The following is a 20,012-nucleotide window of genomic DNA, read 5'->3' on the forward strand; positions in this document are numbered from 1 at the left end:
TTCGGTTCGGGATGGGGGGCGGGGTTCGTGACCCGCGTGCGCGGCGGGCCTGCGGTGTCAGAAGGCGTGCGGGCCGAAACGGCCCCAGGCGACGACGACGGCGAGTGCCAGCAGGACGGCATTGACGGCGATCATCTGGAACTCTCCGCGGCGGCCGTGCGTGACGGCCGCGCCAACCATCAGTGCCACAAGCCCCGCGGCGGCCGCAGGCGTCAGGATCTCCGCGACGCCGACGAGCGGCGGCAGGACCAGGCCGAGCGCGGCGAGGACCTCGACCGCGCCGATGGCCTTGACCGGCCCGGCGCCAAAGTCCTCGGCCCAACCGAGCCCTGAGGCAGCCAGCTGCTGCGGCGTACGGCTCAGTTTCATCACCCCGGCCAGCGCAAACACGGCCGCCAGCAGGCCTGCGGCGACCCACAAGAAGATGTTCATTTGTCCTCTCCGCTCCTATCAAGAACTTCAAGCATGGAGTGACCGTACCGCAGATTCACTTCAAGCTGAAACTGACTGGAGTGGCATTTGCTTCACGCTTGGAGTACGTTGAAGGCATGGAAGACGCACCGGACAGCATGGAGCCACGCTGGCTCGCCCCCGATGAGCAGCAGCAGTGGTACGCCTTCGCGTACGTGCTGACCCAGCTGCCCGCCGCCCTCGAGTCGCGCATGCAGCACGACGCGGGAATCGCCCACTTCGAGTACGTGGTGCTGTCCGCCCTGTCGATGGCGCCGGAGCGCACGCTGCGGATGAGCGAGCTCGCCCAGTACGCCGGCAGCACACTCTCCCGCCTGTCCAACGTGATCATCCGCCTGGAGAAGCGCGGCTGGGTGCAGCGCCGGCCGGACCCTGCTGACGGGCGCGCCACCCTGGCGACCCTCACCGACGACGGCATGGCAAAGGTCACCGAAGCGGCCCCCCATCATGTCGATGCCGTGCGACGTCTGGTCTTCGACCCGTTGACCAAGACGCAGCAGCGCCAGCTCGGCGCCGTATCGCAGCGCATCCTCGGCGCCCTCGAGGCGCCGTGCCCCACCAGTTGGGCGCCGCCCGGCGCCACCGAGGCGCCCGGCCGGGACTGAACCCCGCGCCACCGCCCGGCGCCACCGAGGCGCCTGGCCGGGACTGAACCCCGCGGCACCGCCCACTACCCCGGTCTGTCGGCCGGGATCAGCTCACCCCACCCACTGAGGAGTACTCCCATGTCCACGATCGCCATTGTCGGAGCCGGCCCGGGCCTCGGCCTGTCCGTCGCCAAGGTCTTCGGCGGCCACGGCTTCGACGTCGCCCTGATCTCCCGTACGAAGGACAAGCTCGACGCCCTGGTTGCCGAGCTCGCCGAGGACGGGATCACCGCCGAGGGCTTCCGCGCCGACGTCGCCGACCCCGCCCAGCTCACCGGCGCGCTGGAGAGCGCGATCGCGCGGTTCGGGAAGATCGACGTCCTGGAGTTCTCCCCGCACGCGGGACTGACCATGACCTCGCCCAAGGACGTCACCCTGGACAAGCTGCGCCCGCAGATCGACAGCCTCCTGTACGGTGCCGTCGCCGCCGTGCAGGCCGTGCTGCCCGGCATGCTCGAGGCCGGCTCCGGCACCCTGCTGTTCACCACTGGCGGCGGGGCCATCAACCCGTACCCGATGCTCTCCGATGCCAACATCGCGCAGGCCGGACAGCGCAACTGGGCCCTCAACCTCCACAACACCCTTGGCGATCAGGGCATTTACGTGGCCAACATCGCCATCAACCTCATGGTCGGCGCCCAGGCCCCCGAAGGCGTCCCGCACCGCGCGCCCGACGAGATCGCTCTCGACTACTGGACCCTGCACACCGAGCGCCGGGCCGCCGAACACCTCATCGGCGCCTGACCGCACCACACCCGCCCCTGAGCGGCCACCGGCGCCCGTCAACGGGCCGACGGCCGCCCACACCTCTCCCCTCGGAGCAGTGCCATGAAGACCATCCTCATCGCCGGCGGCAACAGCGGCATCGGCCGCCAGGCCGCACACGACATCCTCGCCCGCGGCCACCGTGTGATTCTGCTCGGCCGTAGCCAGGCCAAGGGCGAAGCCACTCTGACCTCCCTCGGCGCGCCGGCCGAGCGGGCCTCGTTTCTCGCCGCCGATCTGTCCACCCACGACGGCGTCCGCGAAGCCGCCGGCCGGATACTCGACACGCACGACCAGCTCGACGCCGTCCTGCACACCACCGGCGTCCTGACCACCGAAGAGAGCCGTACCCCGGACGGTCTGCACCCCTTCTTCGCGATCAACTACCTCAGCCGCTACCACCTCACCCAACTCCTTCTGCCCGCCCTGCGCCGCAGTCCACAGCCGCACGTGGTCATGATGACCGCAGCCGTCCAGCCCACCGAAGGCGCCGACTTCGCCCGCTTCCCGACGTTCGAGTCGTTCAACTTCAGCCGCGACCGAAAGCCGGTCCAGCTCGGCAACCACCACTACGCCGCCCACCTCGCCCGCACCGAAAACGGCCTGGCCGCAGCCGTGGTCAACGCCGGCATGCCCAAGACCGACATCATGCGCGCCGCTCCCGCTTCGATGCGCATCGGCTCCAAGATCCTCGGACCGCTCATCTTCGACTCCATCGAGAAGGCCGCCCACAACCCCGTGGAATCCACCCTGCGTGACGACTGGCAGGCACCCACCTATTGGGGCAAGCCCGGCCGCTTCGAGCAGCGCACCCCCATCGCCCTCGACGCCGCCACCACCGAACACGTCATGAAGGTCTCCCGCACCCTCACCGGCGCCTGACGCCGCACGAACGAACACGCCGCCCGCCATACATGACGCCATAGGGATCGCTACAGCGGCCCCACCGGCTATTGCCACGCGTCTCCCTGCTCGGTCGACCGCCGTGGACGGTGAGCCATCACCACCTGAAACTCCCCGAGGCGTTGGGAGTTCGGCCCGTACTGATTCCCACTCCCGCATCTGCCGGCCGTGTTCCTGATGGCCGGGACGATGAAGCTCAGCCGTATACCGCAGTAGTTGGCTGCCTCGGGACTTGGCTTGTCGGCGTCGCGAGGATCCTCGCCCCGGCCGCCGCCCCTGGCCTGATCGCACTGATGATCGGCAAGGCCGTCATGCACGGCCGCCGCAGAGAGTTCCAGATGATCACCATCAACGTCGTCCTGCTGACGCTCGGCGCCTTCGTTGCCTCGGGCCGCTTTGGCCCGCACGCCTGCTGAGCGAGAACCGAAACACGGTGCGTCCATCGCGCCGGCCGTGCGCCGTTGTCCCGGGACGCGGCCTGCATGCGGCCGCCGCGCCAGCCTCCGCTGATCCGGTGCTCTGTGAATCCCGTCAAACAGAAACTGAGAGCCCTCATGACGTCCCTGTCCTGCACACCTGCCCGACGCAGACCTCTGACCGCCATGGGCGGCGTGCTCGCCGCGATCGTCGCCGCCAGCGTGGTCAACGCCGTTCTCGCCCTGACCGCACGAGCCCTCGCCGACAAGCCTGACAGCTTCGGCCCCCTCGACCCCGGGTCATACATCTTCCTGACTGCCCTAGGCGTGATCTTTGGCGCCATCGGCTGGGCCGTGGTGCGCAAGACGTCCAGGAGCCCGGAGATGCTGCTGCGCAAGCTTGTTCCGGCCGTAGTCGTGCTGTCTTTCGTGCCTGACCTCTTCCTGTTCGGCGACGGCGGAGCGATGGGCGTGGTCGCGCTCCTTGTCATGCACGTCGCGGTCGCGGTCATCGCCGTGCCCGTGTACCGAAGGGTCATGCCCCTCACTGCCGCCGGCTGACCGATGCCGAGCTGTGGGTGCGGGGGCAGGCGGCATCGATGACGAACGATCCTGCCTCCTGAACTGATCAGGTCGATCAATAGCCGAGCACTCTACTTGGCGAGCGCTGCCAGATAGGCCGCTCAGTCACAGTGACTGAGCGGCCTATCTGGCCATTGGGCGCCATAGTTGGCCGGTTGAGCGCGGTGGGTGGCACGGGTGCTGGTCACGGCGCTGACTTGCGGTGAGGCGCGCCGCCACGATGAACGGTGGTGAAGTCGCATCGTGTCCTCCGGCACCGCCCGTCAGCACTCCTCGGCGTGCCAGGAACACAGGGTCTGTTCGGGAGCTGGCTGCTGAGCTTCTCTGTATCCCTCGCGCAGCAGCTCGAAGTACTTCTTCTTCACCGCGGTCGGCAACTTGTTGGGGGCATGCTTCGGCATCCGAACGCTCTCCTTCCGGGGCGTTCGCAATCACCGATAGAACTCAAGCCGTGTCCAGGGGACGGTTCTGCCACTCGACCATGCCGGCGAGCACGCTGTCGGTGATCGTGGAGATCGTCGACTTCGACACCGCGGTGCCGTAGACCTCGGCCAGGTGCGCGGAGATCTCACCATGGGTGAGGCCCTTCGCCGAGAGTGAGAGCACCACTTCGTCGACCCCACCAGGCCGCTTCTGCCGCTTCTTGACCAACTGCGGCTCGAAGCTGCCCGCTCGGTCCCGGGGCACCTCGATGTCCACCGGCCCGACCTCCGTCGACACCGTCTTCGTGCGGCGGCCGTTGCGGTAGTTCTCCCGGCCGCCCTCCGGCCGCTCGCCCGCTTCATGGCCCAGATGGGCGGTGAGCTCGCCTTCCAGTGCCGACTCCAGCACCCGCTTGGTCAGCTGCTGGAGCAGCCCGCCCTCGCCGGTCAGGCTTACCCCGCCGGCCCGGGCCCGCTCCATCAGCTCAGTCAGCAGGGCCTCGTCGACGGCCTCGGAAGGCTCCGTGGCGGCGTTGCCGGTCTCGGTGTCACTCGTCACGCCAGTCATCAACTGTCGCTCTCTGAACGGGAGTTACATCACTCACCGTACAGACCCGGAGTCGGTGAAGTCCCCGCCCGAGTTGGACGGGACCGAAACTGTCGCCGGCCGTCAAAGGCGGGACTCGTGGAGGGCGGACCCTCGAGTACCGAAAGGGCCAGAAGGGGCAAGACCTCATCGTTGCCGTGCGATGCCAGGGAAAGGGGGAGATCAAGGTCTCCCTGAATCCGGTGAAGGTCGGCTTTCCGCTGACGTGTGTCGATGGTGAAGTCACCACCACCTACAACCAGGTCGGCGTTACCGGAGTGGAGAAGAAGGGCACGGTCTCGGTCTTAGCACCATCAACGGTGCGCTGGTCAATGACAATTGGCCGCGGTGAGCCGCCGGAAGGCGCCGGGTAGGCCAGCCTGTCCCGCCAGAGCCAGTGACGAGATTCTGGCGCGATCACCGTCCGGCCTCGTCCCAGGCCGGGCGGTGATTAGCGTGCTCGGGTGTCGGTGACCGTGCCGTGCGGCAATCATCGTCTGAAGACCTGCCGTCAGGCGGGGGTGTGTCAAGTTGAAGGCTGATTCTGGCTGTTGAGGTTGGTGGTTGGTGGTTGGGGTGAGTCGGCCATCGAAGGTGATCTGGAAGGCGTTCAATGGTGCCTTCCATTGCATCGTCCCGCGGCGTCGGCCCTTGCCGGTCGGATCGGATCCAGGCTCATCAGGGCCATGTAGATGCGCTTCAACGCGGTTTGCTCGCTGGGGCAATGTCTGCGGGCCTTGACTGCCCGGCGGATGCCGGCGTTCACCGACTCAATCGCGTTCGTCGTGCAGACGATGCGGCGGATCTCGGTGTCGAACCGCAGCAAGGGGTGAAGTCCATGGCCAGCCCGGTCCGTTCGACACCTGGACCGAGGGCGATGACCAGGAGAAGGCCGAGGGCGAGGGCGATGCACTGCTGACCACAGCCCTCGCCCGGGTGACTGTCTTGTCAGTCGATCAGGACGCCGGGGTTGAGGATGCGGTGGGGGTCGAGGGCGTCCTTGGCGGCGTGCAGGGCCAGGGCGAAGGGCTCCGGACGCTGGCGGTCGTAGGCGGGGCGGTGGTCGCGGCCGACGGCGTGGTGGTGGGTGATGGTGGCGTGGTGGCGGTGCAGGACCTCGTTCGCCACGGTCTTGATGTCGTCCCAGATCTGGACCTCGTCGCCGGGGCGGCCGGCGACGGCGACGGTGAAGTAGGGGGCTGCGCCGTCGGGGTAGACATGGGTGAGGCGGCAGTTGATGGCTGCGGTGTGTCCGGTGGCCTTTAGAGCGGCGGCGCCGACCTCGGTGCGGACGGCGTCGATCAGGGCCGGGATCCGGTCCCAGGTGGCGGCGGTCTCGAAGGTTTCGACGACGGCGCCCATGCGGGCCAGGCCATCGCGCAGGTAGGGCATGCGAAGGAACGCCTTGCGCCAGGAGCTCACGGCCGCGTCGGCCGGGGCGTCACGGTCCGCCGCGGGCGTCTCGCCGTGTCCGCCGTGGGCGCGGGCCAGGTCCACGGCGGCGGCTAGGCAGTCGTCGACGGGGCCGGTGGCGGACTCGAAGCCCAGGACCAGGACGGTGGAGCCGTCGGTGGATGCGCCCGACAGCAGCGCCTCGCCGGGGTCGAGCAGGCGGCAATTGGCCGGGGTGAGGTCGGACTGGGCGATGGCCCGAACGGCGTCCAGGGCGCGGTGGAAGTTGGCGAAGGGCACGGACGTCGAAGCCTTGAACCGGGGGCGCTCCTGCAGGCGCATCCACGCCTCGGTGATGACGCCGAGCGTGCCCTCGGAGCCGAGGAAGAGCCGATCGGGTGAGGGTCCGGCGCCGGACGCGGGCAGGCGCCAGGAGGTGCTCACGCCGGCGGGGGTGACCACTCGCAGGGACTGCACGAAGTCGTCGATGTGGGTGTGGCCAGTGGCGTAGTGGCCGCCGGCGCGGGTGGCCAGCCAGCCGCCCAGGGTGGAGAACTCGAAGCTCTGTGGGAAGTGGCGCAGGGTCAGGCCGTGGGGCCGCAGCTGGTCCTCCAGGACGGGGCCGAGGGCCCCGGCCTGGATCCGGGCCGAGCGGCTGACGGTGTCGATCTCCAGGACACGGTTCATCGCCGTCAGGTCCAGCGACAGTACGGCGCGGTGGGCATCGCCGCGGTACTCCACGCCGCCGACCACTGAGGAGCCGCCGCCGAAGGGGATGACGGCGACGTTGTGCTCGGCGGCCCAGTCCAGCAGGTCGGCCACTTCTTGGTCGCCGGTCGGACGGGCGACCAGGTCGGGGATCCGGCCGGGCCGGCCGCGCAGCGCCCGGGCGACGTCGCGGTAGGCCTTGCCCATCGCGTGGGCGGCACGTGCTTCGGGATCGGCGGTGACCAGGTGCGCCAGGGACGGCGGCGGAGTCGCGCCGGGGCGGGCGATGGACAGGTCGGCGACCTGGGGTATGGGCAGCGGGCGAGCCAGGGTGCCCGGCAGCAGGGCCGCCATCGCGGCGTTCTCGGTGTCGTCGGGGTGGGCGTCGGCGTAGCCCCAGCCCCACCAGGAGCGGGTACGGGGGACGGGCGTGGTGGCAGGCATGGGGTGCTCCCAGGCGGGATCGGATGAATTTACCCAACGGTAAATTACCTTAGGGTAAGATCTGGTTCCATGACAACGCTCTCCTCCCGGGCAGGCACTAAGGGCGTGCCGAGGGCCGATCGCGAACGGCAGGTCCTGGCCGCGGCCACTGAGGAGTTCGGCCGCCGCGGCTACGAGGCCACCACCGTGGCCGCCATCGCCGCCCGCGTCGGCGTCACCAAACCGCTGCTGCACCAGTACTTCGGCAGCAAGCAGGACCTCTACCTCGCCTGCCTCAATCCGGTTGGCGACCGGCTGCTGGACGCCATCCGCAGCGCCATGGCCGAACACGGCACCAGCGCACCGCCCACGCCCCTGCGCGTGCTGCGCGCCCTCTTCGACGCCCTCGACGGCCGGCGCGAGGCTTGGTTCGTCCTCTACGACCCCTCGCTGCCGCCCGGCAGTGACGCCGCCCACCGCGCCGCGTACTACCGCGACGCCATCGACGACCTCGCCGCCACCGGCACCGCCGAACTCCTCCACACGGCCGGATCCGGCGACCCCCTCGACGCCGACGCCCTCAAGTACGCCTGGCGCGGCCTGTGCACCGCCCTCATCCGCTGGTGGATCAACCACCCCGACCAGACACCCGAAGCCATGACCCGGCGCTGCGCTCGGCTCGCCACGGCCAGCCGCGCCACCTTCGCCGCCGACGACGATCACACGTGATCTGGATCGGGCACCTCCTCGAGGCCGGGTCTGTCAGAGGAATTTCATTGGACCTCCCCGCCTGACCGACCTTTCCGCATTGCATTCGATCGCTGCTACTTGTTGTGCACGTTCGTGGACGGTCGGCTGGTGAGGAGCAGCAGGCAATCGCGCCACGCTGCATCATCCGCCGCCGGGAATCTTTCCGGCGCCGGGCGTAGCGTGAAATGGCGGATTCAAAATCTGAATCAGAGTCGCGGGCTGCGGCGACCTGTCCTGATCGCAGACTTCAGGAGGCCGTCGGAACCAGAACGCTTACGTGATCATGCTGAGCGTGCTGGTAAAGGCTTAGAGGGGCCCGACGTCGATGACACTTTGCGCACGGGCCGCTTCCCTTGAAAAGGGAGGGTCCGGAGCTTGGACGCAGACGAGGATGCCGGCATCGGCATGGCCTTTGCCCGAAACACCTGCCGAGTTTGTCGGGCGCTGAGAGACGAAAGGTCACTCATGCCTCAATCCATGCGCGCGCTCGTAGCCGGAAAGGTCGGCGAGCCTACCGATGTCCTGCGGCTGGAATCCCGGCCTGTTCCCACGCCGGAAGCTGGTCAGGCGTTGATCCGTGTGAAGGCGACTCCGATCCACGCCAGTGATCTGCACGTGGTGCGCGGCCGCTACGGTTTCTCCCCCGAGTTTCCCGCTGTCGGGGGTCACATGGAATGCGTGGGCCGTATTGAGGCCCTGAGTCCGGCGACGGAGGGACTAGAGGTCGGCGAGCGTGTGGTGGTCGCTGCCGTACCGGCGGTACCCGGGCCCCATGTGGCCGGAACTTGGCAGGAATACCTTGTTGCCGATACACGAAGGCTCCTGCCGGTCCCCGACCGTCTGAGCGACTCCACCGCCTGTCAACTCGCCGTCAATCCGTTGACCGCGCTGCTCCTCGTGACTCGCGAACTGGACGTACAGCGCGGTGAATGGTTGTTGCAGACGGCCGCGGGCTCCACCGTCGGACGACTCGTCATCCAGTTGTGCAGGCATCTGGGTATTCGCACGATCAATGTCGTGCGGCGACGTGGTGCCGTTGAGGAGATCACAGCGTTTGGTGGTGACGAGGTCATCTGCACCGAGGACGAGGACCTGTTGCAGCGTGTGGCCGAGATTGCAGGACCGGCCGGCGTTCGCAAGGCCACCGACTGTGTCGCGGGTCCCGTAGGCGCCCAGGTATCCCAGGCACTGGCTCCCGGAGGAGAGGTCGTGGTCTACGGCGCGCTCTCCACCCATCGGCAGACTGATCCGGCGGCGCTGACGATCCCGCTGCAGGCACGCTCGGTAATCTACGAGACCAAAGCGGTGCGTGGCTTCTGGCTGAACCGCTGGTTCGGCACTGCCTCATCTGAGGATGCGCTGCACGCGCTGTCCCAGGTCCGCAGTCTCGTCGCTGATGAAGTGCTGAGCATCCCCCAAGGCGAGCCGTTCCCTCTCGAACGCTTCAGTGAAGCCATCGCACTCGCTGAAGCACCCGCACATGGCGCCAAACCGCTCTTTGTCTTCGAGGATGGCCGGGACGAAGACGACAGGTAGGGCGCGGCCCGGCCGGTGGTGGGGGCGGGGCGAGACTGTCGACGCCCGCGGCCCGGCCGCGGGCCCATTGTGGCGAGCGTTGAGGAGCTGGTGGGTGCTGGGGGCGCGCCTCGTGGCCATGACCCCGGGTCGTGCCCCTGTAGGTCAGCGGCCTACCTGTGTGCTCAGCGTGCCTTCTTCGGAGGGACCGGCGTCGGCGGAGGTCACAGGAGGGGGTGACGGGTTGAGCTGTACGGCTGAGTCCCGGATGCCTCCTGTCGGCCGTCGGACGGAAGCGGCTACACCGTCCGAGGGGAAGTCCTTTTCCATCCCGTAACCGCCGCGCGTCGACGGGGCACCATCAACACCGCTCCCCGAGATACGGCGTCGCCGATTTTCGGTGCGGGGAGCACCCCGCGGATCCCGGACTTCCGAAGGAGCCACCTGCCCATGTTCACCCGTAAGCCGTCGGTACTCGCCGCGCAGGCACTGTGTGTTGCCGCCCTCGCGAAGGTCGTCGCTTCGGCCACTCCCGCATCGGCGCAGACGGTCGTCCCGTGCGGTGCGAATGCCCTGTCCATGGCCATCGGTAACGCCAACATGTCAGGGGGCGGAACCCTGGAGCTGGCACGGGGATGTATCTAATCGCTCCCACGGCGTTGCCGCCCATCCAGTCGACGATCACCATCGTCGGCCGGAACACCACCATCACCCGTGATGACGGGGCAGGCGTCTTCAGTATTCTCTCCGTCGATACCGTTGGGAACCTCACGCTCACGAACACCACCATCACCAATGGCGACGCGCTCGACTTCGGCGGCGGCATCGCGAACCACGGCAAACTGACCGTGACCGGCAGCGACATCCGCGGCAACCACGCCAACTTCTCGGGTGGAATCGGCGGCGGTTCGGGGACCGTCACCCGGATCGTGAACAGCTCCATCGCGGGCAACACCGCCAACGTGAACGGCGGCGGCGTCGCCAACGACGGAGGCATGACCATCGTCAACGGCCGCATCACCGACAATACGGCCACCAGCGGTGTCGGAGGTGGCTTGGCCAACGACGGCATGCTGCGAATCGTCAGCACTGACGTCACCAGGAACCACGCCCTTGGGATGCGAGCCGGAGGCATCGCCAACGTCGGCGGCGGCACCACGAACATCACGGCCAGCAACGTCAACAACAACACGGCCGCCCTCGCCCCCGGCGGCATCCTCAACAGCGGTGGCTCCGTCACTCTGACCGCTTCCCGAGTCAGGGGTAACCTCCCCACCAACTGCACGGGCGGCGACATCCCCGTCCCGAACTGCGCCGGCTGACCCAGCAAAGAGAGCCTGCCGCGGTGCCCGCCGCTCGCAGGCGTGCCACGTGAGGCCCCGGACCATGATTGGTCCGGGGCCTCTTCGCTTGTGCCCCGGCGCGATTCACACTTGCGACACCGGGCCAAACGCGCAGGCGGGGGTGTGGGGGCTAGTGCTCTGACCGCGAAAGTTCGCCGGGCTGTTGGGAGGGCGGATGACGTGCGACGGCTTCCGGTGACGGAGTGGAGATCCGTCCCGCATAGGATCTTGAGCCCAGGCACGGATGTCGGAGGCGACGATGGAAGAGCCGCGGATACGCCTCGGCAGCGATGATGTGTGGCTGGAACTGGCTCGGACGGGTGGCGACTGCTGGCAGGTCACCGCAGATTGGTGCGCGTGGCTGCGGGCTGACTTCACCGCGGATCTCAGCGCCGCCGAGGTCGTGGACTTTACGGAGCGGATGCTGTTTCACCTGCGGGCGCCGTCGGGTGGACGCTTTTCGTTGGCAGTGACTCCCGGTCGGAACAATCCGCTGACGTTGAAGACGGAGCCCGTAGGAGACGGTTTCGCCTTTTTCGTGCGCCTGACTCCCAACGGCGACGACGACATGTGTCATCTGCAGATGGAGATCGATCCGATCGCCACGTTCGCACTACATGAGGCATTCAGTGCGCTGCACGCATCACTGGTGGTCTGATCGTCTGGAGCGTCTCGGTCAGGCACCGCGGTCGTCGGCGGGCGTGCACCCGGCCGATGGCCAACTCGGCCGGGATACGAGCGAGTTCCTTCTAAAACACGCCTAGGGGTGCCTGTAGTGCCCCTGGAACGCGGACCGCGCTATCCGAAGACCGACGCGAAGCCGCCCGCAAGGAAGAACGCGAGGCAAGTGACGGGTCCCAGCCACTCCGGGAGCCCGATCGTGCTGCGCTTCTCGAAGCCATGTCCGGCCCTTGGCACGGCGGCGTCGCGGCGGCGCAGCAGCTCCTTCGCGACGGCGTCCCGTTTGGCCTTCGTCAGAGCGGCATCGAGTGCGGCCACCGGCAGGCGGCCGTACCCAGATACGACGAGGGTGAGGGCAGTCCGCCCCTCCAGCGTCGTGATCAAGTGGTAGGGGACAAGGTAGTGCGTGAACACGTTGTTCACGCGGAAGCGGTCCTGCCCGAACGATACGTAAGGGTTCAGGTACAGCCGCCAAATCATGTACTGGGCGAACAGCGTGGGAGCCAGCGGGATCAGGAGTGTCAGCCACGGGCCAGTCATGGCCGCGTGATTTTGGAGCAACACCACCTGCATAGCCACCAGCCCTGCCTGTCCTGCGACGGCCAGCACCACCTTGGGGATTCTTCTGATCCTCGCCACCGAGCCGGTTCTTTCGTCGTGTCCACTCGGACAGTCCTGCCCGGCCCCCGGGAGTCGGGCGGGGCAGGAAACCTACTACGTACTGTCCGATGGGTCACCCTCGCAGCCACAGTCGGATCGCTGAGAGGGCGACCGCGCCGTGGGAATGCCACATCTTCGCCAGCGACTACCAAGCCGCCCAGCCTGTAGCAGGAAGGTCCCGTGCAGTCGATTGCTACGCGCCTATGAGCAGCTGCGTGTCAAGCACGTCGTTCCTCCTGACACCAACGGCTGACATCAACCGCCGCGGACAAGATCGGACGAGCGCGGCTCCCCAGCGGTCGGAATTCCGTCGCCAGGGTTGGATCACTCCAGCTTTCAGGGGGTGATCGACGTGATTAGGATCAGGCCACAGGTTCTGGAGGGCTTCGACATCTACGGCAGACATCAGCCGCGCGGTTGTAGTGCGGTCGGGCCCGAGTAGGGGCCGTGGCAGGGGGGTCATGACGGATCAAAGTGGAGTCGACAGGAGTCGCCGCGACGATGACGATCCCTTCGAACGCGGGAAGCTAAACGGGGTCTTCTTGGGTTGGATCCTTCTCGCCGGGCTCTTGGTGTGCGTGATCGCTGTGGCGTGGGGCACGGGGGCCTTCGGCCAGCGGAACCCCTACTAAGGGCTGTCCCGTATAAGCGTGTGACCTGGGACGTTGACTGACGATACGGTCGCCGAGTGGAGTCCGAGAAGGTGAATCAGTGTCCCTTGCACGGGTCCGGCGCACGGCCTGAGGCCCTGGTCGGGTATCGGCTTGAGGAAGTCTTCGCCGCGTGGCATCGGAGCGAAGGCGAGGAAGTCGAAGACCCTCTGGATGTGTGGTTGGTCGACAGCCAAGGCAGTTCCGTACACGTCACGACCGGCTCGGACTGGTGCCTGATCGTTGAGCCTTCGAGCCCGCACGAGGGGTACGACATGGGCAGCTGGGGGCGCGTCGAGGTGGCTCCGGTTGGTGATCGGACGCCGTTCGCCGCCCACCTTGGAGAAGACGTCCTGGCGGTGAGGGAAGAATTCGAGCCCAAGACCGGCCGCATCGCCATCGAGGTAACCTTCGCCTCCGGCCGGGTTCGTTGCGACAGTTGGGCTGGAGACCTCCGCCTTTCCACGTGAGGTCTCGCGTTCAGTCTCACCTGGCCACGATGTGATGATCTTGGTGTGGCTGGTGTGATCACGGCGTCCGAGCCGTCCTGGATAACCCCCTTCACCGGGCTGAGCCCGCGCTGCTTCGACAGGTTGGCGACCGCACTGCGGCGCGAGGGCGCGGAAACGGTACGGCGCGGCCGGCCGTGGGGCCTGACACTGGAGAACCGGGTGCTGCTCGTGACGGCGTATTGGCGCACGAACTTGACGATGCGCCAACTCGCCCCGCTGTTCGGCGTCTCGAAGTCGGCGGCCGATCGGATCATCAGCCATCTCGGCCCGCTTCTCGCGCTTCAGCCCAGACAGCGGTTCGCGAAGAACACTGTCCTTATCGTGGACGGCACCCTGGTGCCCACCCGCGACCACGCAGTCGCCGAGCAGTCCAAGAATTACCGGTACTCCACCCACCACCAAGTTGTCATCGACGCCGACACCCGTCGCGTCGTCGTGGTCGGCCAGCCGCTGCCGGGCAACCGCAACGACTGCAGAGCCTGGGAGGAATCGGGAGCGAAGGCCACCGTCGGCAAGACCGTGACGATCGCCGACGGCGGCTATCCAGGCACCGGACTCGTGATGCCGCACCGCCGCCGGGCCGGCGAGGAACTGTCCAACTGGAAACAGGACCACAACCGCTCCCACAAGCAGGTCCGCGCCCGCGTCGAGCACACCTTCGCCCGAATGAAGACCTGGAAGATCCTCCGCGACTGCCGCCTCAAAGGGGACGGCGTCCACCACGCCATGCTCGGCGTCGCCCGCCTGTACAACCTCAACCTCTCCGGATAGGGCGGCCATCGCGCCGTGACCGGCCGACACTCACCCGAAGATCATTGCGGGACAAGCCTTAGCTAGGTTCTGTCCGGCGCATCATGCGACCGCAACGGGCGCTTGCGTCGCGGATTCCGATCTTGCACGAACCACGCCCGCACTACGGTGTGTGGGTTGACGGCGGACGGGATGGGAGCCGGGGTGAGTGGTGGGCCGAGGGGACAGGGAAACGCCCGGCCCGGTGGAGTTGACCCGATGTACGGTATCCGCTCCAGGGAGGGGCTAAGTGATCGTCCACGGCAGACGATCACAGAATGCGAGGGCACTGTGCGGGGATTGAAGAAGCTCTACAGAACGTTCAAGAACACCCATCATGCGCCCAAGGACGAGACGTTCGCCAGGGCAACGCCCTGTACGTGCTCGCCCCGTTGGCCGTCGCTCGAGACGACCGCCAACGGCTACATGGTCCGCGCGCTACCGTCGTCGCACTACAGCATTCTGACGAACCCGGAGGTCGGGACGTTCGTCGCACGCTGCACCGGATGCACTGCCCGCTACCCGGACCCGTGGGTCATCGACACCACCGACCAGATGCCCTATGCGTGGGCACGTGAGTCAGACTGAGGCGACAAGGCGCAGTCATCGCACCACGGAGCACCCTCTCCGGGCCGTCTCGGGGTGGTGGAAGGGCGCTCAACGGTGACCAACGCTGACCACTGCCGACAGTTCAGCAGCAGGTCACAGCGTTGATCGATTACGTGACTGCAGGTCGGAGACCCGGCGTGTCACTTCTTCGGCTACCGGCTTCATTCGTAGTGCCTCGGGCTTCAGCCGGGCTTCAGCCCGAGGGTGAAGGGAATCAGATGACCGCGCACGGCGCCGAGCGCCGTGACAGCTCGGCCCCGGCGGAGCCGGGCAGTGCTCAGGCCGGCCGGTTCTGCTGTTCGATGTATTGCCTGACCACACTCAGTGGTGCGCCGCCCACGCTCCCGGCGAAGTACGACCCCGACCACAGCTTGTTGGCCCGCCAGTAGTGCCGTACCAGGTCGGGAATCTCCTGGCGCAGCCGGCGCGAGGAGACCCCCTTGAGGGAGTTGACCAGCTTGGTGACGGCGACCTTGGGCGGGAAGTTCACCGGCAGGTGCACGTGGTTGTCCTCGCCGTTGAACTCCACCAGCTCGCACTCGAAGTCCGCGCACACCGACCGCATGATCTCCTCCATCCGCACCAGGTGAGCATCCGTGAACACCGTGTGCCGGAACTTGGTCACGAAGACCAAGTGGACGTGCATCATGAACGCGCAGTGCCGACCAGTTCTGATCTTCTGCATTTCGGCCATAACCCAAATGTGTAGGTTGGTGCTCATGCAGCTCCGGTACTCCTTCCGGCTCACCCCCATGCCGGGCCAACGTGGCGCGCTGGCCCGCGCGTTCGGGTGCTGCCGGGTGGTGTACAACGATGCACTCGCGGCCCGCGAGGCCGCCCGGACCCAAGGCCTCAAGGTCCCGTCGATGGCCGAGCTGTCGGCCACATGGATCACCCAGGCCAAACTGACGCCGGAGCGGGCCTGGCTGGCCGAGGTCTCGGCAGTAGTGCTGCAACAGTTCCTGCGGGACCTGGCGGCGGCCTACACTGCGTTTTTCGCGAGCCTGAAAGGCGAGCGCAAAGGCCCGAAGACCGGCCCGCCGGTGTTCAAGTCCCGCAAGGATGCCCGGCAGTCCATCCGCTTCACCAAGAATGCCCGATTCAAGATCGACGACAAGGGGCGCCTCGTCCTGCCCGGCATCGGCAAGGTCCCGGTGCGCTGGTCCCGCACGCTGCCCTCCGCCCCCTCCAGCGTCACCGTGATCAAGGACGCGGCCGGACGGCAGCACCGGACCGCAAGACCAGAATCCCCTCCCTTCAGGGAGAGGATGCACGTCAAATGGCTGCGCTGCGGACAGCGGCGACGGCAGTCGGCCCCGTTCAGCTGACTCTGTAAGGGCTGACCCTGACACCAGGCTGCATCTTGCTGTGCGCTGAACCGTCGGGCAACGCTATTGAGCGCCTGTATGACGCCTACGAAGACGCGTTGGGCGAAGACGGCTGGCTGGAGGCTGACTTCGACCGCAACATCTGGTACTCAACGCTGGTGCACTTCACGCGTCCATTGACCAATCCGCAGGCCGTCGTGGATTGGGTGGGCGAGCGCCGGGACCTCGCCCTTGGGCAGGTCGAATGCCGTCATGTCGAGCTCGTCGTCTATAAGTTCAACGGGAGCCGCATCGTCATGGAGACGCTGGACACCGTATCCCTCGGCCATCGACCGTGACCCGTCCCGCCACTGGGAGCACAGGAGAGCCGTGGAGTTGGCAATCGGCCTGGCAGGCGGAAGCTCTCCCGGTGTGGTCACCGAGGGCGAACGGCTTGCGTGGCTGGAGCGCGAGTATCGGCCCGAGATGGTGAATCACGAGGTCCGCCGCGGACTTGGACACCTCGAACAGCAGGACGAGCTGCCGCAACGTCAGTTTGTGCGCCAGTACGCCGTGACCAGCATTGCCCGGTCCGAGCTCAGGGCCACCACGGACGATAGCGTCCACCAGACGCCATCACCCAGCGACACAAAGGTCCCAGTATGAACTTTGCCGTGACGCCGGACGAGGTAGGATCCGTGTTCGGCTTGTCAGGTGTCGTCTTCTTCCCTCGCTACAACGCGGCGCACAACCGGATGAACAGCCGAACTGCGCTCCTGCTCAGCAGCGTCGGGCTTCCTGACACCGAGTGGTTCATGTCCAAGGCCAGCCTTACCGCCACCGACTCCATCAACGTTGCCCAGTGGTACAGCAATCGGGGAACGGTCCCCAAGGAGTGCCACGACTGGCTCGTACTAGGCCTCTTCGCCGACACCACGCTTGTGCTCGCCCCGGACACCGGGATGATCTACGCGCTGGGCGACGGAGAAGATGAGCTGGTCTACACACCGATCCACCGCGACGTCGAATCCCTCGTTTACTCTCTGACAAAGTTCGCGGGACTCCGCCAGGAGCTGGAGACCGCCGACGGCGTCGACGTGGAAGACCGCGTCGACGGACTGCGGGCCCAGATCTCCGAGTTCGACCCGCTCCCGTTCGCAGTCCAGGACTCTCAGTGGAGCCTCGTATTCGAAGAGGTCATCGACGGAATCTGGTAGAGCACACACCTGGTCAGCCGGGAAGACGGAGGCCGCATCGCCGCGCCCCACGCCTGGCCGACCCCCACCGCATACGGCGCCGGGAAATGAGCCCGCCCCATCCCCGGATCCGACCCACTGAAAGCCGTCACGGCCTCGGTCTCCTTCAGTCCGGGGTGAAAACCGCCGGTGTCTCTCGCTCTCTTGCCGTAACCGCAGTGAGGTGGGCGGGCCGGGCGTTGATTTGCAGGGGCGACCGGGCGCGCGTCACCCTGAGAGTCGAGGGCAGGTGCTGACGTGCATACCAGCGACGAGATCTACCACCGAGTGCTCTGGGACCCGCGCTTCGACCCCGAGCGGTTCGTGATGGGGGTCGCCGAGCGCGGCGCACCTCCGAAGCGGGTCCTGCTCGGCGACTTCGTGCCGGGCGGGGAGATCCCGTGGCACCGGGTGGTGTTCTTCGAGGCGGACGGCCAGGTCGTCTGGGACCGCGCCTCCGGCATTGACCGGCTTGACGAGACCCTCGTCGGGCAGGTCGGTCCGGTGCCGGACCTGGCACCCGGCGACGTCCTCGCCGTCCCGTCGACGAACCGCACCGCCGTCGCCTGGCTGCCGCCGGCAAAGTTGTGGCCACCGATCCAGCACATTCGCCGCGCACACGACCGGCAGATCCGCCGCTGGCCGCCGCACGTCAATGTGCTCTTCGGTTTCGTCCCTGAGGCCGAGTTCGCCCGGGCCTTGCCGCTGGTCGCCGCGGCGCTCGCCGAGACGCCGCCGTTCTTGGCCCGCCTGGCGGGCGTCCACTGGTTCGGACACCGCGAGGACGCCACCGTCTGGCTCGACCCGGCAGCCGCCGACCGCGAGCCCTGGGCGCGGCTGCGGGAGTCTCTGGAGCTCCGCTTCCCTCTGTGCGGATCGCGCTCGCACGGCTTCACCCCGCACCTGTCCCTCGGCCGTACCCCGGACCCGCACCTCCTGGCACGCAAGGTGGAGGCCCTCCTCGGCCCCATGACGGCCCGGGTCGACGAGCTGGTCGTGCTCTCCCGGCGCGGCGACGAGCCGATGCGGGTCCGGGCCCGCGTCCTGCTCGGCAGCGGCGACGTACGCCACCCGGAGAATCCGGCCCTTCCGGGCAATCCTCCGCCCTCACCGCCCGTCTAGTCAGACGCACACGGGCTTCGGCCGGCCCGGCCGGCATGCAACGAAGTCATGAGTACGCACCCACGCCTTGTGCAGCGACGCGGCCGAGAAGACGCTCGCCGATCTTGACTCGGGCGAGCGGGCCGCCGTCGAGGCGGTGCACCGGCTCGACGAAGCTGGTGGCAGTGTTCCTCCCTCACAGTCGGCCGAACCGCTGACCAGCGAAGACGCACCTACATTGCGCCTGGTGTCCGAGGTAGGAGTCCGGGGCCATCCGAAGCGGAGATCTGCCGCCGTTCTGAGACCGATCAGCTTGGCCACAGCGGGATACGGCTTCAAGACCAGCAGGTCACGGGCACGTGCGTTTGGCAACGAGCGGCGAGACCCTACAACCCACCCCTTACGGCTTTGCCCCTGGCCCGCACGCGCGCCTTGAGCATCACATGACGCCACCGCTTTTCGGTGTCTAGTCTGGTGTCATGTCGATTACCTCGATGACGCTCCGCGTCCCCGACGAGATCGCGCCCGCGATCAGGCAGGCGGCGAAGGCGGCCGGGCTGTCCACCAACGCGTACATCGTCCGTGCCGCCCGTCGCGCCGCGACCCTCGACGCCGGTCACCAGCTCGCCGCGCTCGGCCTCGGCCAGGACCTGGCCGGCGAGGGCGACGCTCTGTGACGTCAGAGCTCAAGCGCGGCGAGATCTGGACCCTGCCCGCGCCGGACGGCCGCGACGTCCTGGTCGTCTCCCTGACCGGCCTCGACGAGGCGTACGGCGCCGTCCTCGCGATCGTGCTGCACCCCCCGGGCCGCTACCCCGATACCGCGATGTCGGTCGTCATCGACGACCCGGTCCCGTCCACCGCCGTCGCCGTCAACCTTCAGCAACTCCGCTCGACGCGCTTCACCGAGGCCACCCTCCAGGGTGCCGTCGCCCCCGCCGTGATGACCCGCGTGGACGCCGCGCTGCGCGCTGTCCTCGACCTCTAACTCCTGGGACGGGGCCGTCCGGCTCCGAGACTCAGCCCGCGGGCTTGATGCGCCCGGCCTCGACCTTCGCCAGGCAGACGTTGCACAGCGGGCTGGCCGGGCGGCCGTACGCGGCCGGCCCGTATGTCTGGGTCGTGTTCTCGCACCGCGGGCCCGCGCAGGGACCGGTGAAGGAGGCCCGGCACGTGGGCGGCTTGTACGTGACCTCTTCGAAGGCCGGGGCAGTCACAGGGGCGTCCTGTTCGACCGATCCGTACCGCAGCGGCACATCCCGCCGCCAGGCCGTGCCGCTGCGGAACTTCCACATGATCGGGTTGAGGCCCCTTCGGTCGTCCAACCGCTTGCGGCCCCGCAAGGACGCTGGCAGCAACGGACGGACGAACTCCCACTCGGCATCGGATAGTTCATGACGACGTATCAACCGACCATGATCCACCACTCAAGATCATCATTTGACGACAAGTCCTAGTACTCCAGCAGGATTTCGCTGTCTGACCTGGTCTTTTCGCCGGGTGGCGGGAGTGTAGCGGGACTTCGATCGTGCGGGGGCGGTCTCA

24 protein-coding genes and 5 pseudogenes are annotated in these 20,012 nt (G+C 67.4%); 20 read left to right on the plus strand and 9 right to left on the minus strand.

Annotated features, from left to right (window positions below):
* Positions 1–57 precede the first annotated feature (57 nt).
* A complete protein-coding gene (locus tag ACZ67T_RS41965) occupies positions 58–432 on the minus strand; it encodes a DoxX family protein (RefSeq protein ID WP_469991795.1) in 375 nt (124 codons plus the stop codon).
* 116 nt (positions 433–548) lie between these two features.
* Between ACZ67T_RS41965 and ACZ67T_RS41970 the strand changes: the two genes are divergently transcribed.
* The 5 genes from ACZ67T_RS41970 (at position 549) to ACZ67T_RS41990 (ending at position 3,763) form a co-directional block, all read left to right on the plus strand.
* Entirely contained in the window at positions 549–1,076 is a 528-nt protein-coding gene (locus ACZ67T_RS41970) for a MarR family winged helix-turn-helix transcriptional regulator (RefSeq protein WP_469991797.1), read from the plus strand.
* A 120-nt stretch (positions 1,077–1,196) separates the two neighbouring features.
* Positions 1,197–1,862, plus strand: a complete 666-nt coding sequence (locus tag ACZ67T_RS41975) for an SDR family NAD(P)-dependent oxidoreductase (protein ID WP_469991798.1) — start codon at positions 1,197–1,199, stop codon at positions 1,860–1,862.
* A gap of 84 nt (positions 1,863–1,946) precedes the next feature.
* Positions 1,947–2,765: an SDR family NAD(P)-dependent oxidoreductase gene (locus ACZ67T_RS41980; protein ID WP_469991800.1), complete on the plus strand. Its 819-nt coding sequence runs from the start codon at positions 1,947–1,949 to the stop codon at positions 2,763–2,765.
* A 314-nt stretch (positions 2,766–3,079) separates the two neighbouring features.
* Complete coding sequence (locus tag ACZ67T_RS41985; RefSeq protein WP_469991802.1) at positions 3,080–3,202, plus strand: hypothetical protein; 123 nt, start codon at positions 3,080–3,082, stop codon at positions 3,200–3,202.
* Positions 3,203–3,340: 138 nt separating this feature from the next.
* Positions 3,341–3,763, plus strand: a complete 423-nt coding sequence (locus ACZ67T_RS41990) for a DUF6069 family protein (RefSeq protein WP_469991804.1) — start codon at positions 3,341–3,343, stop codon at positions 3,761–3,763.
* Positions 3,764–4,047: 284 nt separating this feature from the next.
* Here ACZ67T_RS41990 and ACZ67T_RS41995 read toward each other — a convergent pair whose 3' ends face one another.
* Together ACZ67T_RS41995 and ACZ67T_RS42000 are read right to left on the minus strand one after the other, a co-directional pair.
* Positions 4,048–4,185: a hypothetical protein gene (locus tag ACZ67T_RS41995; protein WP_469991837.1), complete on the minus strand. Its 138-nt coding sequence runs from the start codon at positions 4,183–4,185 to the stop codon at positions 4,048–4,050.
* 52 nt (positions 4,186–4,237) lie between these two features.
* Positions 4,238–4,774: pseudogene (locus ACZ67T_RS42000) on the minus strand (transposase); the annotation flags it as partial.
* 221 nt (positions 4,775–4,995) lie between these two features.
* Here ACZ67T_RS42000 and ACZ67T_RS42005 point away from each other — a divergent pair.
* Positions 4,996–5,166, plus strand: a complete 171-nt coding sequence (locus tag ACZ67T_RS42005; protein ID WP_469991838.1) for a hypothetical protein — start codon at positions 4,996–4,998, stop codon at positions 5,164–5,166.
* 201 nt (positions 5,167–5,367) lie between these two features.
* Here ACZ67T_RS42005 and ACZ67T_RS42010 read toward each other — a convergent pair.
* A pseudogene (locus tag ACZ67T_RS42010) lies at positions 5,368–5,621 on the minus strand (transposase); the annotation flags it as partial.
* Between the two features lie 119 nt (positions 5,622–5,740).
* Positions 5,741–7,336: an FAD-binding oxidoreductase gene (locus ACZ67T_RS42015; protein ID WP_469991806.1), complete on the minus strand. Its 1,596-nt coding sequence runs from the start codon at positions 7,334–7,336 to the stop codon at positions 5,741–5,743.
* A gap of 69 nt (positions 7,337–7,405) precedes the next feature.
* Between ACZ67T_RS42015 and ACZ67T_RS42020 the strand changes: the two genes are divergently transcribed.
* From ACZ67T_RS42020 to ACZ67T_RS42040, 5 genes are all read left to right on the plus strand, one after another.
* Positions 7,406–8,044, plus strand: a complete 639-nt coding sequence (locus ACZ67T_RS42020) for a TetR/AcrR family transcriptional regulator (RefSeq protein WP_469991808.1) — start codon at positions 7,406–7,408, stop codon at positions 8,042–8,044.
* Positions 8,045–8,440: 396 nt separating this feature from the next.
* On the plus strand, positions 8,441–9,601 hold the full coding sequence (locus ACZ67T_RS42025) for a zinc-dependent alcohol dehydrogenase family protein (RefSeq protein ID WP_469991810.1): 1,161 nt from the start codon (positions 8,441–8,443) through the stop codon (positions 9,599–9,601).
* A gap of 429 nt (positions 9,602–10,030) precedes the next feature.
* Positions 10,031–10,225 carry a hypothetical protein gene (locus ACZ67T_RS42030; protein ID WP_469991812.1) on the plus strand — a complete coding sequence of 65 codons (195 nt, stop codon included), beginning with the start codon at positions 10,031–10,033 and terminating at the stop codon, positions 10,223–10,225.
* Positions 10,216–10,902: a hypothetical protein gene (locus ACZ67T_RS42035; RefSeq protein WP_469991814.1), complete on the plus strand. Its 687-nt coding sequence runs from the start codon at positions 10,216–10,218 to the stop codon at positions 10,900–10,902. The genes ACZ67T_RS42030 and ACZ67T_RS42035 overlap by 10 nt, the downstream gene beginning before the upstream one ends.
* Positions 10,903–11,182: 280 nt before the next feature.
* Positions 11,183–11,581 (plus strand): hypothetical protein, encoded by a 399-nt coding sequence (locus tag ACZ67T_RS42040; RefSeq protein ID WP_469991815.1) that lies wholly within the window; start codon positions 11,183–11,185, stop codon positions 11,579–11,581.
* A 140-nt stretch (positions 11,582–11,721) separates the two neighbouring features.
* On the opposite strand, the gene ACZ67T_RS42045 is transcribed toward ACZ67T_RS42040, so the two are convergent.
* A complete protein-coding gene (locus ACZ67T_RS42045) occupies positions 11,722–12,216 on the minus strand; it encodes a hypothetical protein (RefSeq protein WP_469991817.1) in 495 nt (164 codons plus the stop codon).
* 736 nt (positions 12,217–12,952) lie between these two features.
* On the opposite strand from ACZ67T_RS42045, the gene ACZ67T_RS42050 reads away from it, so the two are divergent.
* The 3 genes from ACZ67T_RS42050 (at position 12,953) to ACZ67T_RS42060 (ending at position 14,803) form a co-directional block, all read left to right on the plus strand.
* Complete coding sequence (locus ACZ67T_RS42050; protein ID WP_469991818.1) at positions 12,953–13,384, plus strand: hypothetical protein; 432 nt, start codon at positions 12,953–12,955, stop codon at positions 13,382–13,384.
* A 45-nt stretch (positions 13,385–13,429) separates the two neighbouring features.
* A complete protein-coding gene (locus tag ACZ67T_RS42055; RefSeq protein ID WP_469991820.1) occupies positions 13,430–14,197 on the plus strand; it encodes a transposase in 768 nt (255 codons plus the stop codon).
* Between the two features lie 318 nt (positions 14,198–14,515).
* Positions 14,516–14,803, plus strand: coding sequence for a hypothetical protein (locus ACZ67T_RS42060; RefSeq protein WP_469991822.1), 288 nt, complete (start codon positions 14,516–14,518; stop codon positions 14,801–14,803).
* A gap of 298 nt (positions 14,804–15,101) precedes the next feature.
* Here the strand turns inward: ACZ67T_RS42060 and tnpA are convergent, their stop codons facing one another.
* Positions 15,102–15,518, minus strand: a complete 417-nt coding sequence (gene tnpA / locus ACZ67T_RS42065; RefSeq protein ID WP_469991823.1) for an IS200/IS605 family transposase — start codon at positions 15,516–15,518, stop codon at positions 15,102–15,104.
* 25 nt (positions 15,519–15,543) lie between these two features.
* Between tnpA and ACZ67T_RS42070 the strand changes: the two are divergent.
* A pseudogene (locus ACZ67T_RS42070) lies at positions 15,544–16,047 on the plus strand (RNA-guided endonuclease InsQ/TnpB family protein); the annotation flags it as partial.
* 140 nt (positions 16,048–16,187) lie between these two features.
* A complete protein-coding gene (locus ACZ67T_RS42075; protein ID WP_469991825.1) occupies positions 16,188–16,490 on the plus strand; it encodes a hypothetical protein in 303 nt (100 codons plus the stop codon).
* A gap of 85 nt (positions 16,491–16,575) precedes the next feature.
* On the opposite strand, the pseudogene ACZ67T_RS42080 reads toward ACZ67T_RS42075, so the two are convergent.
* A pseudogene (locus ACZ67T_RS42080) lies at positions 16,576–16,724 on the minus strand (transposase family protein); the annotation flags it as partial.
* Between the two features lie 81 nt (positions 16,725–16,805).
* Between ACZ67T_RS42080 and ACZ67T_RS42085 the strand changes: the two are divergent.
* The 4 genes and pseudogenes from ACZ67T_RS42085 (at position 16,806) to ACZ67T_RS42100 (ending at position 19,455) form a co-directional block, all read left to right on the plus strand.
* The gene (locus ACZ67T_RS42085; protein WP_469991827.1) at positions 16,806–17,348 is read left to right on the plus strand and encodes an SUKH-4 family immunity protein; all 543 of its coding nucleotides are present in this window, start codon (positions 16,806–16,808) and stop codon (positions 17,346–17,348) included.
* Between the two features lie 276 nt (positions 17,349–17,624).
* Positions 17,625–18,434: pseudogene (locus ACZ67T_RS42090) on the plus strand (RNA repair domain-containing protein); the annotation flags it as partial.
* Between the two features lie 512 nt (positions 18,435–18,946).
* Positions 18,947–19,144: a YlcI/YnfO family protein gene (locus tag ACZ67T_RS42095; RefSeq protein WP_469991828.1), complete on the plus strand. Its 198-nt coding sequence runs from the start codon at positions 18,947–18,949 to the stop codon at positions 19,142–19,144.
* Positions 19,141–19,455 carry a hypothetical protein gene (locus ACZ67T_RS42100; RefSeq protein WP_469991829.1) on the plus strand — a complete coding sequence of 105 codons (315 nt, stop codon included), beginning with the start codon at positions 19,141–19,143 and terminating at the stop codon, positions 19,453–19,455. Before ACZ67T_RS42095 ends, ACZ67T_RS42100 begins: the two co-directional genes overlap by 4 nt.
* 31 nt (positions 19,456–19,486) lie before the next feature.
* On the opposite strand, the gene ACZ67T_RS42105 is transcribed toward ACZ67T_RS42100, so the two are convergent.
* Positions 19,487–19,894: a transposase gene (locus tag ACZ67T_RS42105; RefSeq protein ID WP_469991831.1), complete on the minus strand. Its 408-nt coding sequence runs from the start codon at positions 19,892–19,894 to the stop codon at positions 19,487–19,489.
* Positions 19,895–20,012: the final 118 nt, after the last annotated feature.

The sequence above is a fragment of the Streptomyces sp. NPDC107517 genome (assembly GCF_055582645.1).

What these genes read in the sequence shown, in the direction of transcription:
- ACZ67T_RS41965 (WP_469991795.1), bottom strand. Translation starts at nt 432, where the DNA reads ATGAACATCTTCTTGTGGGTCGCCGCAGGCCTGCTGGCGGCCGTGTTT.
- ACZ67T_RS41970 (WP_469991797.1), top strand. Translation starts at nt 549, where the DNA reads ATGGAAGACGCACCGGACAGCATGGAGCCACGCTGGCTCGCCCCCGAT.
- ACZ67T_RS41975 (WP_469991798.1), top strand. Translation starts at nt 1,197, where the DNA reads ATGTCCACGATCGCCATTGTCGGAGCCGGCCCGGGCCTCGGCCTGTCC.
- ACZ67T_RS41980 (WP_469991800.1), top strand. Translation starts at nt 1,947, where the DNA reads ATGAAGACCATCCTCATCGCCGGCGGCAACAGCGGCATCGGCCGCCAG.
- ACZ67T_RS41985 (WP_469991802.1), top strand. Translation starts at nt 3,080, where the DNA reads ATGATCGGCAAGGCCGTCATGCACGGCCGCCGCAGAGAGTTCCAGATG.
- ACZ67T_RS41990 (WP_469991804.1), top strand. Translation starts at nt 3,341, where the DNA reads ATGACGTCCCTGTCCTGCACACCTGCCCGACGCAGACCTCTGACCGCC.
- ACZ67T_RS41995 (WP_469991837.1), bottom strand. Translation starts at nt 4,185, where the DNA reads ATGCCGAAGCATGCCCCCAACAAGTTGCCGACCGCGGTGAAGAAGAAG.
- ACZ67T_RS42015 (WP_469991806.1), bottom strand. Translation starts at nt 7,336, where the DNA reads ATGCCTGCCACCACGCCCGTCCCCCGTACCCGCTCCTGGTGGGGCTGG.
- ACZ67T_RS42020 (WP_469991808.1), top strand. Translation starts at nt 7,406, where the DNA reads ATGACAACGCTCTCCTCCCGGGCAGGCACTAAGGGCGTGCCGAGGGCC.
- ACZ67T_RS42030 (WP_469991812.1), top strand. Translation starts at nt 10,031, where the DNA reads ATGTTCACCCGTAAGCCGTCGGTACTCGCCGCGCAGGCACTGTGTGTT.
- ACZ67T_RS42035 (WP_469991814.1), top strand. Translation starts at nt 10,216, where the DNA reads ATGTATCTAATCGCTCCCACGGCGTTGCCGCCCATCCAGTCGACGATC.
- ACZ67T_RS42040 (WP_469991815.1), top strand. Translation starts at nt 11,183, where the DNA reads ATGGAAGAGCCGCGGATACGCCTCGGCAGCGATGATGTGTGGCTGGAA.
- tnpA (WP_469991823.1), bottom strand. Translation starts at nt 15,518, where the DNA reads ATGGCCGAAATGCAGAAGATCAGAACTGGTCGGCACTGCGCGTTCATG.
- ACZ67T_RS42095 (WP_469991828.1), top strand. Translation starts at nt 18,947, where the DNA reads ATGTCGATTACCTCGATGACGCTCCGCGTCCCCGACGAGATCGCGCCC.